The following is a 15,492-nucleotide window of genomic DNA, read 5'->3' on the forward strand; positions in this document are numbered from 1 at the left end:
GCTAAGGAATGTTTTAGCGAGCGCTTATTCGGCCCGAGTTCCAATTCCCCGTATGGAAACAGAAACAGGACAGGATATGACCGTTCAGAAAACGGGAACGACGACGGTCGGTCTCGTCACCACCGAGGGGGTGGTGCTCGCGGCCGATCGCAGGGCCAGTCTTGGTGGCCAGTTCGTCTCGAACAAACAGTCGGTCAAGATCGAACGGATTCATCCGACCGCGGCGGTGACGTTGTCCGGTTCTGTCGGTGCTGGACAGGCGTTCATCCGACAGCTCCGGAGCACAGCGAATCTGTACGAAGCGCGCCGCGGTGAGTCGATGAGCATGGACGCACTCGCTCGAACGGCCGGTCGACTCCTCAGGGGCACGCGATCGATGCCGCTGTTAGGTGGTGTCGACGAGGATGGTCCGCGCGTGTTCCAGATCGATCCAGCGGGTGGCGTTCTCGAGGACACGTACACCGCGAGCGGCAGCGGTACCCAACTCGCAACGGGCGCACTCGAACGGCTGTACGAGGAGGAACTCACCCTCTCAGAAGGTGTGTCGGTCGCCACGCAAGCGGTCGAGAGCGCGATCGAGCGCGATACCGCAAGCGGTAATGGTATCACAGTTGCGCGTATTACTTCCGAGGACGTGATGATCGATATAGACAGTACCAGCGAGGAGGTGCACTGATGCGGGGACAAGACGACCGTCAGGCGTACGATCGTGGGACGAGTCTGTTCTCCCCCGATGGTCGGCTGTATCAAGTCGAGTACGCACGCGAGGCGGTCAAACGCGGTGGTGCGAGCGTCGGTGTGCGAGCGACCGACGGTGTCGTGCTCGTCGCGGAACGACGAATCCGATCGTCGTTGCTCGAAGCCCGAAGCATCGAGAAACTGCATCAGATCGACGAGCACAACGGCGTCGCCAGCGCCGGTCATGTCGCCGATGCACGGCAACTCGTCGAAGAGGCGCGTCAGACCGCTCAGATCGAACAGCTCAGTTACGATCAGCCGATTACCCCCGAACAGCTCACGGGCGAGGTAAGCGAGCACGTCCAAGAGTACACACAAGCGGGTCACACCCGCCCGTTCGGTGCAGCGCTTCTCGTCGGCGGCTACGTCGATGGAACGCCCCAACTGTTCGAAACTGATCCGTCTGGCACGTCCTACGAGTGGCAAGCGACCGCGATCGGTGGCAACAGTGACGAGATCGAGGAGACGCTCGAATCGGAGTACGATCCCGAGATTTCGCTCGATGCGGCGTCGTCACTGGCCGTTTCGGTGCTCACCGAGGAGGAAGAAGACGATCCCGAAACCGTCGCTGTCGCCGTTATCGACGACGACGGCTACCGAACGCTTGATCGAGAGGAAATCGAAGATCTCCTGTGAGGGAAGCGAGATCACCGCTCGAACACCGAAACGACTGTTCCATCCCGTCCGACGAGCAGTTCTAACTCCTCCTCGTCGATTTCAGCCGAAACGCTCACACACCACGGATCGTCCGACAGAACTGTCTCTCGCCACTCCTGACCGACGTTCCAGATCGGACGGTCGCGGACATCCTCACCATGGGTGTGATAAAAGGAAACGACTGCGGGATGATCGAGCACGGCCAGCGTTACCGGACAGTCCAGCGTGTACCCACACCCCGCACAGTCGAGGTGGAGCTGTGCTCGGTCCGGCTCGGTGGTCTCGGGATCGACGTCGACGTCCGCGTATCCGACCCGAGCGTTCGTTTTGCCACCACACTCCGGACAGCTTCCGGCACTCATCAGGGAAACACGATGACGGTAGAGCCGATCTAGCGCGTCCGGAAACACCTCGTCAGGGTGAGTTCGGTGGCCACTCGGCGGGAACGGCAGCCGGAGTACTTTCCGTTCACACGATTGACAGTGCATCGTGACGGTGTTGTCACTCGCGGTGGCGACGAGCGCGTGATCCGCACAGAACGGACAGGGATCTTCGATTTCGATCGGATCGCGGTCGACGCTTTCGGTGTACATCCCCGATTCGATCGCGCGGGCGATCCGGATTCCTGCGTCGGTGAGTGTATAGCCAGCCTCGGTCTCACGGAGGTAGTGATCCGTGAGCTGCCGGAGGTGGTAGGCGAATCCCGCCGTGGTGTCAGCGCCGCTTGCCTCGGATAGCTCCGAAAACGATAGCGTCACCGGTCCGTCCGCCTCCAACAACGCCGTGAGTACCCGCGTCCGGATCTCGTTCCCGAGAGATTGGAACGCTTCGCTCGGGAGGGCTGTGTCGGCCATACCACCCTTACGACGCTGGCAGGAATTAAGTCCGCTTTTTTGCATCAGTAGTCATACTTACCATTCGTTCTGCTTGGAGGGCGGTGTAGTCGCTTCCGGGCCCCACCGTACAGTTGGAGATACTCTGCCATGTACTCGTATACAAGCAAAACAAAATTAAAATTTTATGGATATAGTATAGTGTGAATTTAATACATTAGTGTGTCTATCCCCACCTACTCCGAATAAATGAAAAAATCTTTTCTTCCCTATGCTCGATATTATTTATAGTGAATTTGTCTTCGTTGAGGTCTCGCAATACCTTTAGTGACGATCTTTTATATATGCTATGATATTTATTTTTATATGGCTGGTTATTTTTTTCATTATTTTCTTCTGAACTAAGAATGGCTAAATTGCCAATTCTATTCTTATTCTGCTCGTGGTTATCTAACTTGTGGCCTACTTCTGCATTTTTCGGAACCAAATGCTCCACTTGAAAGTTCCGTCGAAATTCATGGTACGGCGATAGTGATAATCGTCCCGACTTTTGTCTGAGTGACCATTCATATTCATACATAATATATTTTACAACCTCATTATTTCTTATGCCACCCCAGCCAGATGTGAATTCTCCGTCTAATATATCCCCCTCCGAGAGATACTCAGAAATAACATCATCAATAGATGCCATTCGTTCTCTTTTTTTCACAATACGATCAACTGCCTTTGTTATTCCTAATTCTTTAGATTGGTATCCACAATATCTTTGTGAATCTGACTCGAAAATTCTCTCTATATTTCTATCACTTATATCTGACCAGTATAAATCATTAGCTATCGATTGCAGCATATTTGAATACCTATTATGGCCATTAGACATTACAAGACTGTACCTGAACACAAGCTTCTCCAGTTCAGATGTTAAATTGGCGAATTCTTCTGAACCAACACCGAATTTTTCGGCTGCTGCTATGAGTAAAGGTGCGACCCCAGTTTGTGCCGGACGCATGAACAGCAATTGTATTTTTTTAGATGTTTCTCCCAGTCTATTATCTTTCGTATTTGATTTGCTGGAATATTTTTCAGCGAATTTATCTCTGTCGGTCAGATACGGGTAATGTTTTGAAAAGTTTTCTAATGATTTAACATATGGCTTTATGAATTTTTCAAAGCTATCTCTCTGGACACTTGCGTAGTCGTCTAGATCAGAGAGTCTTCTATGTATCTTTATTGGTCCTTTACGTTTTGAGCGCGTATCTGATCGCTCACTTGTGAATACTGCCCAATGCAGCCTCACAAGCTTATCAATATCGGCATCAGAAAAACCATCATGTATTGTAATATTCCTTATAATATTATTAAATATGGTATATATGCGTTTGGACTTGATATCGTGGGACTGGGATGCGCAGTAGACAAGATGACTACGAACCTTGTCATGTAGGTTTAGCCCTCTCCCTCTATTGTTTATCACTTTAAACATTCTAGCTGCTTCATCCACGTCTTCTACCACTTTTACATTCACTTCAAACCTATTTGTCATTATACCTATAATTTTCTTGAGGAATTTGTAATAGGATGCAGGATTTTCACCCCCGTTACATTTTTCGTTTTTCCACTCAGAAATCTTTGAAATAGTTGACTTCTTTGTATTGAGTATCCTTCTCTCTGTCTCTACCAAGTCAGAATTCTGAGATACCTCATTAATTTTCTGACCATCTATAATAGTTTTCTTGTATACATCTTCAGCTAATCCTCCGAGTCTGAGTCTCGGTATATTTTCATATTCCACATAACTATTCCGGATATCGTCACTGCGCTCATTAATATCTGATATCATATTATCACTAATATCGTCCGATACGATACTTTTCATCTCCTCTATAATAGTTGAGATAACGATGGTAATCGTCGCAAGCCTCTGTTGACCATCAACTATTGCAAATTTAGTATAATCTTCAAAATCCGTAGGTTCGACTGATTCACGCTCTTCTAGTACAACTGTACCAAAATAATGACTAACCTTCTCTCCATCTCCATTATTCTGGTTTTGTTTATATATGAATTCAATGTCTTCAAGAAGATCGTTAACATGCGATGTCTCCCATGCGTAGTCTCTCTGATAATCTGGGATAATAAAGTACGATTGACTAAAAACAGACGAAAGAGAGAAATTATCATCGGGATTTCCGTCCATAGACTCGACTAGCTACTTAACTTTTTATTTCTTTCTATATCATTACCATATCCCATCTTATATCTATAGTATTATATTCCATTATTACATTACTATTTTATATTTTCCGTCATCTATAATGTGTTTCATTGATATTATGAATTGTAGTATACGCTGTGAGTGGATGTATGAGAACGCCAGCATGGAGCACACACGTGTTCATGTCCCCAACCATCCAGATGGCTGCGGGCAGCCCATACCAATCGAGCGATTATGCTCAGTCCGAGCGATCGTACTCGATCCTCGTTGCCACTCTGTCGGCGGTTCCCTCGTCCGCGATCCGTTCGACCAGCTGCAAGGAGAGATCAAGCCCCGACGTGACGCCGCCACAGGTGAGCACCGATCCATCGTCGACCACGCGTTCCGTTCGGCTCTCGACGGATTCGAACGATTCGTCTAGCTCGTCGATCGCTCCCGCGTGGGTGGTCGCGGGCCGACCATCGAGTACGCCTGCGTGGGCCAGAATCATGCTCCCAGTACAAACCGACGCCACTGTCGTCCCCGCAGCGTGCAATTCGGCGACCACCTCCGGAAGCTCGCCGCGAGCGACCTGCTCGCGCACACCACCTCGGTCGTCGTTCCAACCCCCACCCGGAATGAGCAACAGGTCTGGCTTCCCGAGTGTCCTATCTGGTTCGACACGCAACCCGTGATTGGCTGTCACCGTCTCCGTGTTCGCCAGCGTGACGAGTTCCACTGTCAGCGCCGCGCCCAGTCGGGCTGCGGTGTCGAACACCTCGTAGGGACCGATCGCATCCAACTCGTCGAAGCCATCGAAGAGAACGATTTGAATCCTCGTCTCACTCACATTCGTCGGTCAGTCGGTGGCTCGAAATAATTTTGGATCTCCGTGAAATCTGATGGCTGTCGATCGATCTCCAACGCCGAATCACCGATGGCCAGCGGATCGACAGTCAGCGTCTCCAGCGTAGCTCTGTGAACTCGAGACACGTCGAACGGAAGTCTCGCCGTGACGTGGCTGTTTCGAGTTCAGAAGGGATGGAACGGGATGCTCTGGTAGGCGTTAGGTGCGCCGATGATCCCGAGGTTCGAGAGGAGCACGAGGAGAATGACCGTAATGGTGATGCTAAAGGCGGGCGGATCGAGGTGGGTATCACCCCATGCATAGAACAGCCGTTCCGTGAGTTCACGGAAAAACGCACCGACGACGCCGAATACGAGTGCCCAGAACGTCGCGTACACGAGTGGATTCACCGGTGTACTCTGCATATGAAAGAACACGGCGTGGGCTGCGACCGAGGCTGGCAACGTGATATGGTGCGTCACAGGCGTTCCCGAACGGTCGGTATTAGGGCGCAGTCCATAGTCATTACAGAGAAAGAGCAACGTCGCCGCAGAAATACCGAACATCACCCACGGGCTCTGTGTGATGACAGTGACGTATCCGCTGATGAGACCGAGGAGTCCCCCGATAAAAAGTACCTCTCCCCAGTTGAACTGCCAGGGAAGGTGTGGCTCTGCTTCATCGATGTCGAACGAGAGCCACGATGTTCCCCCAACGGTCGACCCGACGCGTCTGGCTACCTTCTGACGATCACCGACGAGTGAATAGCCGAAGACGGCTCGGTGGACGAACGCCGAGAAAACGACGACCCAAGCGATGTGTGCGAACCCGAGGTTTGCCTGCGTGCCGGTCACGAAGTCCGTTCCCATCTTCAACAGCTGGCCGCCAGCCCCGAACAGCGCACCAACAGCGAGTATTTTCGGATTGGTCCCCGTCGGAATCAGGATGTTCTTCGCAGGGTGGTATCCCCATCCGTCTTGTTCCTGTAGTTCTGGGTGGTATTTTGCCGCGTACGCGTGTGCTGCTGCACCCCCGGCGAACGCTACGTGTGGTCCGAACAACGGACCGAACGCCGCGACGTACAGCGATGCTGAGGCACCTTCGAGACCGATCGCTGTGGCGACGGCTCCCGCGATCGTCATGAACCCACAAAAGGCGAATGCCGGGAGCGCACCGATCGACGCCCCGAAGGCACCACCACCTAGCGCGGCGATCACGGCGATTACGACGATGAGTACGGCGCTGTATCCGCTCTCCGATGGGGGTGCAAACGGATCGATCGGTGGGGCCTGAAACGGAAGCAGTAGGGTCGGTGGATCCAACGTTCCGATGGCTTCGAGTGGCATCTACGGCACCTCCGTCGTCGATAGGTCGCGTTGTGAACTGTCCAGCTGTCTTCTGTGGCGTCGTGTGGTTTCGATCATACTGGTTGCGTAGTTTCGATCATTCGATTGAAGGTGCGTGTCCTTCCTTAATGAGCGCCAAAGCGCAAGCAGTGGGATACGGCACCGCTAACGCATACGTACCGCTTTGGCGTCTCTGGAATGTGCTGCGTTAGAATGTTGAACGAACACGCATTTATTTTTTTGAAGAATCAAACAAATGTTTGATATCGAGGAAATGACGACTCTCTGGGCTTCGATCGTAAGTACAGTTAATAAACGTCCTTCTGCGCAGCCTCAGGACAAGGATGTCAATTTCGTGTTTGCGTAATACTGCTGTCGGTCAGAACAAGCGGTTGATCGAACGATCGATCACGCGTAGAGTTGCTGATCGGGATCTTCGAACTGGAACCGGAGCGTATCGCCCGGCTCAACGCGGCTATCGCTCGACAGTCGCTGTATCGATTCTGAAGATTCACGAACAGCGACGGTGTCAGACCGGAGACGGTCGCCTTTGAGCAGCGCTGGCCGTACCTGTGGCCCACACTCCCGTGATAACGCCTCGACCACATCGATGGTCGTCGCGCGCTCGGAGATGTGGACGCTCGATTCCTCGACGCCAGCGCGCAACGTTAACACACCGTTCAGTTTGACCCGCACACACATACCATCACCCTCTGCACTCCAAGGGGAAATAATTTACTCACAGCTGAAGTAGTCGTTTGAGGTGGCGCAGCTGTCACTCTGCTTCGTGGCGGTCGGGACGCTGTCTCTTAGACAGCTCTCAGTTATATAAACATATCTTTAGTTATAAAATTTTCTGAGTGGAAATACGAGCGGAGCGATCGGATCATCCCCTCGCGCCGCGCTGCTCGTTCGGAGAATAACCTCTGTACTGATCAGTGTGCTCACCCTATAACATAATATCAATAGATTGGTTTGTATCGTTGGTGATGTGTTTGGAACGTAAGTTTGGGTAATGGGCCACGAACAGGCTGTATACGACCGATTTTTATGGAGAGGCCCGTAATCGGGATACATGTCTGCGGAAGCCTACGACGTGGTCGTCGTCGGCGGTGGGACGGCGGGTGCGTTCGCTGCAGCGGCCGTTGCTAACGAGGGCCACTCGGTTGCACTGCTAGAACGCAAATCCGAGGGCGACGCCGGCCACATCGCGTGTGGCGATGCGATAAAGGGAAAAAGTTCGTTCCCGAACACGATCGACTTGGAGTATCTCCGGGAGGAGTCGTTTACCAACGATGGCATCACCCGAGCTCGGTTCGAGAACCCCCAGAGCGGTGAATCGATGGACATCGGATTCGGTGGTGTAACGGGTGCCGTCGTTGATCGCAAACGCTACGGAGAGGTACTCCTCGAAGAGGCCTCCCGGATCGGCGCGGACGTACAGTACGAGACGGTCGTTCACGACGTCATTCAGGATTCGGTCGTTCAGGGCGTCAAAGCCACCCGGAACGGCTCCGTAACTAACTACGAGGCTGACATCGTGATCGACGCTGCGGGTGCTCTCTCGTTGCTGCAGGACAAGGCCGATTTTTCGAACACGTCGTTCGACACCAACGTGAATTATTCGCAGTTCTGTTCGGCCTACCGCGAGGTCATTGAGCTCGAAAAGCCGGTTGAGTGGACCGACACGCTCGTGTTCAAACCGACAGAAGAGCTCGGCTATCTGTGGTATTTCCCGCGATCGGCCACGGAGATCAACGTTGGACTGGGCTTTCAGATGAACAAGCCGCCGATGAAGCTCGTCGAAGTACTCAAATCGGATCTCAAAGAACGGGCGGAGTTCGCTGGTGCCCGCGTCAAGGACAAACTCGGAGCGGCGCTTCCGACCCGGCGGCCGTACGATTCGGCGGTCGCCCCCGGTTATCTTGCGGTCGGTGACGCTGCTGGCCACGTCAATCCGATCACAGGTGGTGGCATTCCGGGCGCGGCTAAGGCCGGTCACTGGGCTGCACAAGCAGCCGTTGAGGCGATTTCTGATGGTGTGCCCGACGACGAAGACGCGCTGTGGGAGTACAACCACCGTGTCATGACCGACTTCGGGAAGAAGTTTGCCGCGATGGATCTGTACAACATCTGGGGTGGTGCGACTGATCTGGACGAGATCCTCGACGTGATCACGAAACTTCCGGCTGGCCACTTCGCTGAAACGGTCGCCAAAAGCGGCTCGACGTCGATGGGTCTCGTTACGAAGGTCAAAACCGCTGCAAAGACGGTCGGCCACTGGGATATGTTGTACGACCTGTGGCGTGTAAACAGAAAGAGTAGCGAACTCAAAGAGGTGTACGACGACTATCCTACGAGCATCGACGACTTCGATCAGTGGGTCCAGACTCGTGATGAGTTGCTAGATGAAGTGTACGAGATCACCGGTGCCGAGTCTAAGTACTGAGCCGCTCGTTTCGAGCTGTTTCGAGTACGGTGGTTTGACCCGTTCGTGGTCATCGGTCCCGTGGGATGTGGATGCATTCGCGTCCACAACTCCTTTTGAGTAGTCCGTCGAAGAGTCGTATATGTCTGAGGAATCGAATCTCACCCCCGAGAGCGTCGACACCACCAACGGGATGCCGATGCTCGGACTGGGCACCTGGCAGAACGACGATCCCGACCAGTGTGTCGAGACCGTCAGTACGGCCTTAGAGATGGGCTACCGATACATCGATACCGCTCAGGCCTACGACAACGAGACGAGCGTCGGCGAAGGGATTCGATCGTCGGCCGTCGATCGAGACGAGGTGTTCCTTGCAACGAAACTCTGGTATGACCAACTCGACCGCGATACCATCGTCGAATCGACCCAAGCTAGTCTCGATCGACTCAGTGTTGATTCGGTCGATCTGTTGTACCCCCATTGGCCTGCCGGATCGTACGATGCCGAGGCAACCATGGACGGATTCGCTGAACTCGTCGATACCGGGGCGATCGAACGGGTTGGCCTGAGCAACTTCACCCCTGAACTGATCGAGGAGGCTCGTTCGGTCTCCGACGTGCCGATCTTCGCCCTTCAGGTCGAGTGTCATCCCCTGTTCCAGCAAGAACGGCTGCGGGAGTACTGTGCGGACGCCGGTATCGAACTCGTCGCGTACTCACCGCTCGCCCGTGGAGCCGTGTTTGACGTTCCCGAAATCGAGGAAGTGGCACGGAAACACGGCGTCAGCGAAGCCCAAGTGAGCCTCGCGTGGTTGAACGAACACGGGATTACCGCCATCCCCAAAGCGACCGGCCCGGACCACCTCCGCGACAACCTAGGGGCAGCCACGCTCGATCTCGATCCTGCGGACGTCCAAACCATCGACGACATCGACCGAAAAGAGCGACAGATCAATCCTTCGTTCGCTCCCGATAGCTGGTAACGACCCTGAACCGTTATTTCGGTCTCGTTCGAACGGTTCGTATGGAATTCGATCAGCCCAAAGCGATCGGATCGTTCGTCATACTACTGGTCGTCCTACTCGGTGGGACGTTCACCAGTCCGATGCCGACCAACGTCTCGGCGATGGTCAGTGTCGGCCTCATCGTCTTCGGTGTTCTCACCTTCTATATCGGCGTCAAACACGGGGAGTTCCGCGCGACGCGTTAATCCTTGCCTGGTCGTTCACGCTCGGCGACGGTGTACAGCGCGTTCGACACCGTTCCGTGTCCGGTCACTTTCGGGCGCGTGGTGTAATCGTCGTAGCCGTGATCGAGGATTCGGTTTCGGTTGAGACAGAGTTTCGTAAACTCCGGTTTGAACAGATCGAACGTTTCGAACCGAGCTCGGTGTTCGGGGAATCGAGCGTGATATCTCTCGATCGTCGCCCGGACCTGCGTCCAAAACCGATGTTCGTCGTATCCTTCTTGTCGTTCGAGTAGCTCCGAGACGTATCTAAGCACGCAGATGAACAGGGTTCCGAAGATGTGTTGACAGAGGTCTTCGGGTGGGAGCTGATGGAGGATGTGGTGTTTGTACCGATCGTCCGCTCGGAGCGTCTCGTCCAATCGCTCGTCCAGTTCCGGAAGCGGCCGATCGGTGATCGCAACCTCATCAACGAAGTCTGTGAGCGCGATCCGAGTCGGAACGCCGTTTTCGAGCACGAGCACCACGTTCGTCCCATGGGGCATGAACACGGTTCCGTACCGATAGAGGTAATGACACAAAGGAAACAACAGCACTTCGAACAGTTCCTCCAGCCACGACTCCATCGAGAGCGGCGAGCGTTCGACGAACTCCGTGAGAATCGGCGTTCCATCGATGTCTTCGTGGAACAACGCGGCCAGCGTCACTGGTCGCTCGGTCGGTTCGAGCATCCCTTCGACGCTTTCCCGCCAGACACAGCCCAGCAGTTCGTGGAACTGATAGGGTGCGTCGTCGAGTCTTGAGAGCGCCGGGTGGTCGTAACAGACGCTAGCGATTTCCCCCGGGAGCAACAGCTCACACTCCTCGCGAAGGAATCGATCGTGATCGCGTACGTCTTTGACGAACGCCGTCACTTCTGGAGCGGCTCTAGCTTGCTCTCCAAGGATCCCTCGGTAGACGTTGGTGTTTAGAATGCGAAGCGGGAGTTTGACGTGATGTTTCTCGGGTGCGTCGACGTTCGTCACGGTTCGGATCGACTGCTGTGGGAGATACTCGTCCAGTCCCTTGCCCACCGGAACGATGGCGTCAGTGGCAATCTCGCCCGCGAAAAACGGCACGATGCTGTGTGTCCACTGCCAGTCGTGGACGGGGAACAAGTAGTAGTTCGCTGGGTCGAGTCCCTGTTCGAGCAGTCGATCAGCGAACACTGCGTACTGTTGGCCGAGTTCCGCGCGGAGCAACGACTCGTGATCGATCGGATCGAGCGCCGAGAACGTCGCGCGGTCGCGGTGAGCAGCGATCCACGACAGCGTCTGTGGCCGTTTCATCTCGGGCGCGTAGTCGAGATACTCTTCGTAGCTGAATCCGACCCGCCCTTTGTTGTACGTGAACCACGGATGGCCGGTCATCTCCCCTTCGATCGCTGCATACTCCATGTCGACGATCCGTTCGTCGTCCTCTCGCGTGGCGGTTCGACGTTCCAGAGTAGCGTCTGCGAGCAGCGTGTTGTTGTACTCCCGGACGAGATACCCCAGCGTGCGATCGGAGACGCCGATGTGTGTCTGTGCGTCCATCAGCAGTTTCACGGCGTCGTCCGGACGGCTCCATGCCCCATTCTCGCGACGAAACACGGTGCCGGGAAGCACCCTGTAGCTGTCGAACAGCCGTCGTTCGGCGTCGAATCGGTAGTCGACGCCTCCCCGCAACGATAGCCGGTAGCGCGTCCCTCCCGACTCGGTCCCGATCGATTCGATCGGTTTCGGATCGATCAGCTCCTCGTACATGAACTCCGACAGCATTTTCCGGAGCAGCCGACGGTTCACCGTGATCCACACGTCTTCATCTCGGATCGTGTCTGGTACGTTCATGGTATCTATGAAACGTGTTGAACGCGGTTGCTCTTGAGTCTCGCCCGACCAGAACGGTGCTATACCCCGTACGTTTCGGAATACCCTCCCGTGTCGTTCCCGTTTGTTCGTCACATGCCCACGAGTTCGGACATCGCACGGCGGTGTGAGACCGAGGACATCGATCTGGTCCGGTTGCTGTTCGTCACTCCCAACGGCGTGGTCCGCGCACAATCGGTCGCTGCGGACGACATTGCAACCGCGATAGACGAGGGAGTTCCAGCGTCAAAGCTGGTACACGCGTACAACGCACTCGGCTTTAGAAAGAAAGACGGCCGGTTCGATGCCGCTGGAGAGGTGTTGCTCCGTCCGGACCCGGCGACGTTCCGGACGTTACCGTACGCGGATCGGTGTGGGGGAATGCTCTGTGACGTGCGGACGCTTGCGGACAGTCCATGGGCCGCCGACCCACGAACCACCCTCAGCTCGCTCATTGAGACGATAGCGTCGGCGGATCTCGTCCCATCAGTCGCGTTCGAAAGCGAGTTTCATCTCCTCGCCGAGAAGGAGGACGAACTCGTTCCGACGGACGGACGCGGCGCGTACGCGACCGCGTCTACCCGCGACACCCACGAGTTCGTGCTTGCTGTCCGAGACGCGCTTGCCGACCAAGGGATCTCCGTCGGGAAGTATTACCCCGAATGGGGTGCCGGGAAACACGAGATCGTCCTCGATCACGGACCGGCACTCACCGCTGCCGACGAACACGTGTTGTTCAAAGAGACCGTCGAGAGCGTCGCGGCGACCCACGGGTATCAAGCCACGTTCCTTCCCAAGCCGGCAACGCACTCGACGAACGGCTGTCACATCCACTGTTCGCTGTGGGACGGATCGAACAATCGGTTTGCCGGTTCGGACGGGATCAGTGAGACGGCAGCGTCGTTCATCGCGGGCGTACTCGAACACGCTCCCGGGCTGACGGCGTTGACGGCGGGCACGGTCAACTCGTATGCCCGGCTCCGTCCACAGGTCGGTGCCACAGCGTTCACGTGTTGGGGGTACGGTAACCGAGAGGCGTTGGTGCGGGTCCCGGGTCACGCTGCCGGTGCCACCGACGCCGTCCGCATCGAATACCGGGCCGCAGACAACACCGCGAATCCATACATCGCGTTGATAGGACTGCTCGCTGCCGGTCTCGACGGGATCAAGCGCGAGCTATCACCGCCCGAACCGCTTGACAGTGATCCCGGAAATCTATCCGTGGACGAACGGGATCGACGGGGGATCGAACGCCTTCCGACGACGCTTCGAGAGGCTCTTACCGCGTTGGCGGACGATCGCGTGTTGCGAAACGCTCTCGGAGCGGAACTGTACCAAACGTATCTCGACGTGAAACGGAGCCATTGGGAAGCGTTTACAGAAAGCGCAGCTACGTGGGAGCGCGATCGACTCAGAAACGTGTATTGAGGGGTTTACAGGCGATTCACACGCCAGCGTCGTCTTCGGAAAGGCCCACGATGAGCGCGCCAGCCGCCATCGTGAGCGAAGCGACGCCCGCGAACGCCGACGGGATGGCGTTCGTCATGGCAATACCGATGATCAGGGCGGTGCTGACGGCCAGAAGGAGTCCCCCAACTCCTAATCGTTGTTTCTCCGTTTTCATCACCGCTAACTATCGTCCACATCCCCATAAGCGTCATCAAACCAAGCGAAACGACAGGGTCGTTCGTGATGTTCGTCCCCTCCTCGTGTCGAGAGGGTTTTCATTCGCCGGGTCGGATGGTGGGTATGGACGGGGGAGAACGCGAGCGTCTTCGGACTATTGCCGACTACCAGTTTGGAAGCGGTGCTGGGCGAGCGCTGTTTCCGGCTGCTGAGACGCTGTCGGTGGTCCGAACCTCTTCCGGGCGGCCCCAACAGATAACGTGTGACGGGGGTCCCCACGAGGGTCGACGGATCGTCTCCTACGGTGTGGACGGTCGATTCACGCTCGGGATCGAGGGTGGACGCCGGCTGTTTGCGGCGCTCGGACGGCCGATCGTGCGGGTTGGAGACGAGAGCGTTCCGTTCGTCACAGACGGGAAAAACGCGTTTGCGAAGTTCGTCCGGGACGTCGATGACGACGTCCGCCCCGGCGATGAGGTGCTCATCACGTGTGCTGAGACGCTGCTCGCCGTCGGTCGGGCTGAACTGTCTGCCAGCGCCATGACGGATTTTCACACCGGTGTCGCCGTTTCGGTTCGTGATAGTTTCTCGGAGCAAGCGATCCGATCGGAACCATAGAGCAGTACGCTTTTGCCGTTTCCGCCGTTCGAACTACGTATGTTTGGTGGAGGCGGTCTCGATCCGCGCAAGATGCAACAGATGATGGAACAGATGGGAATCGACACGTCAGATATCGACGCTGAAGAGGTAATCATTCGAACGGCGGATGAGGACCTCGTCTTTACGTCGCCGGAGGTACAGCGCATTTCTGCGCAGGGCCAGGCCACGTACCAGATCGTCGGTGAACCCGATACCCGCGATACCTCAGACGACACCGCCGAGGACGGTCGTGAGGCGATTCCCGAGGACGACGTCGAGATCGTCGTCCAGCGGACGGGCGTCAGCACGGATGAGGCCCGTGAGGCACTCGAAGCCGAGGACGGTGACCTCGCGGCTGCGGTGTCCCGACTGGAGTGATCCTCCTCGTTTACGAGGATCGGGAGTACCTCCTCGCACCGGGTGAGACGCTCGAAACCGACCTCGGTGTCCTGGAGGTGCCGGACGATGTCTCGCCCGGCGACACCGTCGAGACACATCTCGGCACGGCGTTTAAGGCACGCGCACTCCGTGGACCGGATCTCTTCGCGCATTTCGAGCGCACCGGGGCTCCGATGATGCCCCGCGACATCGGATTGGTGATGGGTCACACCGGCGTCAGTGGCAGCGATCGGGTGCTCGACGCCGGGACAGGGACGGGCGTGCTGAGCGCCTACCTCGCCCGGGCGGGTGCGACCGTCGTCACCTACGAAACGGATCCCGACTTCGCCGACGTCGCCCGCGAGAACATGGCGGTTGCCGGTGTCGAGGACGCCGTCGACGTTCGCACCGGGGACGTGACCGAGGCGATCGATGATCTGTGTGCCGGCGATCCGTTCGATCTCATCACACTCGACACCCGCGACGCACCCAGCGTCATCAGACGAGCGCCCGAGCTGCTCGTCTCGGGAGGATTCGTTTCCGCGTACGTTCCTTTCGTCGAAGGAACCCGAAACGTCGTCGAGACCGCCCGATCGGCTGGCTTTCAGAACATCGAAACCTACGAGACGATCCAACGAACGATGGATATCGACGACCGCGGAACCCGCCCATCGACGGCTGGCGTCGGCCACACCGGGTATCTCGTGTTCGCGCGCGCTTGAACTAGTCCAC

General features: G+C 56.0%; 17 protein-coding genes. 9 read left to right on the top strand and 8 right to left on the bottom strand.

Annotated elements, in window-relative coordinates; translation table 11 throughout:
* Window positions 1–52 precede the first annotated feature (52 nt).
* Together MW046_RS08040 and MW046_RS08045 are read left to right on the top strand one after the other, a co-directional pair.
* Window positions 53–676 (top strand): Ntn hydrolase family protein, encoded by a 624-nt coding sequence (locus MW046_RS08040; RefSeq protein WP_247992600.1) that lies wholly within the window; start codon window positions 53–55, stop codon window positions 674–676.
* Window positions 676–1,374, top strand: coding sequence for an archaeal proteasome endopeptidase complex subunit alpha (locus MW046_RS08045; RefSeq protein WP_247992601.1), 699 nt, complete (start codon window positions 676–678; stop codon window positions 1,372–1,374). The genes MW046_RS08040 and MW046_RS08045 overlap by 1 nt, the downstream gene beginning before the upstream one ends.
* An 11-nt stretch (window positions 1,375–1,385) precedes the next feature.
* On the opposite strand, the gene MW046_RS08050 is transcribed toward MW046_RS08045, so the two are convergent.
* From MW046_RS08050 to MW046_RS08075, 6 genes are all read right to left on the bottom strand, one after another.
* Complete coding sequence (locus MW046_RS08050) at window positions 1,386–2,249, bottom strand: DUF7351 domain-containing protein (protein WP_247992602.1); 864 nt, start codon at window positions 2,247–2,249, stop codon at window positions 1,386–1,388.
* A gap of 205 nt (window positions 2,250–2,454) precedes the next feature.
* The gene (locus MW046_RS08055) at window positions 2,455–4,428 is read right to left on the bottom strand and encodes a GmrSD restriction endonuclease domain-containing protein (protein ID WP_247992603.1); all 1,974 of its coding nucleotides are present in this window, start codon (window positions 4,426–4,428) and stop codon (window positions 2,455–2,457) included.
* Between the two features lie 256 nt (window positions 4,429–4,684).
* A complete protein-coding gene (locus MW046_RS08060; protein WP_247992604.1) occupies window positions 4,685–5,275 on the bottom strand; it encodes a DJ-1/PfpI family protein in 591 nt (196 codons plus the stop codon).
* A complete protein-coding gene (locus MW046_RS08065) occupies window positions 5,272–5,418 on the bottom strand; it encodes a hypothetical protein (RefSeq protein ID WP_247992605.1) in 147 nt (48 codons plus the stop codon). The genes MW046_RS08060 and MW046_RS08065 overlap by 4 nt, the downstream gene beginning before the upstream one ends.
* Before the next feature lie 39 nt (window positions 5,419–5,457).
* On the bottom strand, window positions 5,458–6,618 hold the full coding sequence (locus tag MW046_RS08070; RefSeq protein WP_247992606.1) for a DUF7973 family transport facilitator: 1,161 nt from the start codon (window positions 6,616–6,618) through the stop codon (window positions 5,458–5,460).
* A 408-nt stretch (window positions 6,619–7,026) separates the two neighbouring features.
* Window positions 7,027–7,314, bottom strand: a complete 288-nt coding sequence (locus MW046_RS08075; RefSeq protein ID WP_247992607.1) for a hypothetical protein — start codon at window positions 7,312–7,314, stop codon at window positions 7,027–7,029.
* A 379-nt stretch (window positions 7,315–7,693) separates the two neighbouring features.
* On the opposite strand from MW046_RS08075, the gene MW046_RS08080 reads away from it, so the two are divergent.
* The 3 genes from MW046_RS08080 to MW046_RS08090 all read left to right on the top strand — a co-directional run bounded on the left by MW046_RS08080 (window position 7,694) and on the right by MW046_RS08090 (window position 10,255).
* Window positions 7,694–9,067 (top strand): geranylgeranyl reductase family protein, encoded by a 1,374-nt coding sequence (locus MW046_RS08080; protein ID WP_247992608.1) that lies wholly within the window; start codon window positions 7,694–7,696, stop codon window positions 9,065–9,067.
* Window positions 9,068–9,188: 121 nt separating this feature from the next.
* Window positions 9,189–10,028: an aldo/keto reductase gene (locus tag MW046_RS08085; protein ID WP_247992609.1), complete on the top strand. Its 840-nt coding sequence runs from the start codon at window positions 9,189–9,191 to the stop codon at window positions 10,026–10,028.
* A gap of 41 nt (window positions 10,029–10,069) precedes the next feature.
* The gene (locus MW046_RS08090; RefSeq protein WP_247992610.1) at window positions 10,070–10,255 is read left to right on the top strand and encodes a DUF7333 family protein; all 186 of its coding nucleotides are present in this window, start codon (window positions 10,070–10,072) and stop codon (window positions 10,253–10,255) included.
* Here the strand turns inward: MW046_RS08090 and MW046_RS08095 are convergent.
* Entirely contained in the window at window positions 10,252–12,099 is a 1,848-nt protein-coding gene (locus tag MW046_RS08095) for an IucA/IucC family protein (RefSeq protein WP_247992611.1), read from the bottom strand. The two genes, MW046_RS08090 and MW046_RS08095, sit on opposite strands and share 4 nt — an antisense overlap.
* 114 nt (window positions 12,100–12,213) lie before the next feature.
* Here MW046_RS08095 and glnA2 point away from each other — a divergent pair, with 114 nt between their 5' ends.
* Complete coding sequence (gene glnA2 / locus MW046_RS08100; RefSeq protein ID WP_247992612.1) at window positions 12,214–13,545, top strand: gamma-glutamylputrescine synthetase; 1,332 nt, start codon at window positions 12,214–12,216, stop codon at window positions 13,543–13,545.
* Between the two features lie 16 nt (window positions 13,546–13,561).
* Here the strand turns inward: glnA2 and MW046_RS08105 are convergent, their stop codons facing one another.
* Window positions 13,562–13,741 (bottom strand): hypothetical protein, encoded by a 180-nt coding sequence (locus MW046_RS08105; RefSeq protein WP_247992613.1) that lies wholly within the window; start codon window positions 13,739–13,741, stop codon window positions 13,562–13,564.
* Between the two features lie 125 nt (window positions 13,742–13,866).
* On the opposite strand from MW046_RS08105, the gene MW046_RS08110 reads away from it, so the two are divergent.
* Genes MW046_RS08110 through MW046_RS08120 form a run of 3 tightly spaced genes read left to right on the top strand, consistent with a single transcriptional unit; the run spans window position 13,867 to window position 15,482 of the window.
* Window positions 13,867–14,361, top strand: a complete 495-nt coding sequence (locus tag MW046_RS08110; protein WP_247992614.1) for a PUA domain-containing protein — start codon at window positions 13,867–13,869, stop codon at window positions 14,359–14,361.
* A gap of 39 nt (window positions 14,362–14,400) precedes the next feature.
* The gene (locus MW046_RS08115) at window positions 14,401–14,760 is read left to right on the top strand and encodes a nascent polypeptide-associated complex protein (protein WP_247992615.1); all 360 of its coding nucleotides are present in this window, start codon (window positions 14,401–14,403) and stop codon (window positions 14,758–14,760) included.
* Window positions 14,757–15,482: a methyltransferase domain-containing protein gene (locus tag MW046_RS08120; RefSeq protein ID WP_368411320.1), complete on the top strand. Its 726-nt coding sequence runs from the start codon at window positions 14,757–14,759 to the stop codon at window positions 15,480–15,482. Before MW046_RS08115 ends, MW046_RS08120 begins: the two co-directional genes overlap by 4 nt.
* Window positions 15,483–15,492: the final 10 nt, after the last annotated feature.

This window comes from Halocatena salina (genome assembly GCF_023115355.1).
Lineage (GTDB): Archaea > Halobacteriota > Halobacteria > Halobacteriales > Haloarculaceae > Halocatena > Halocatena salina.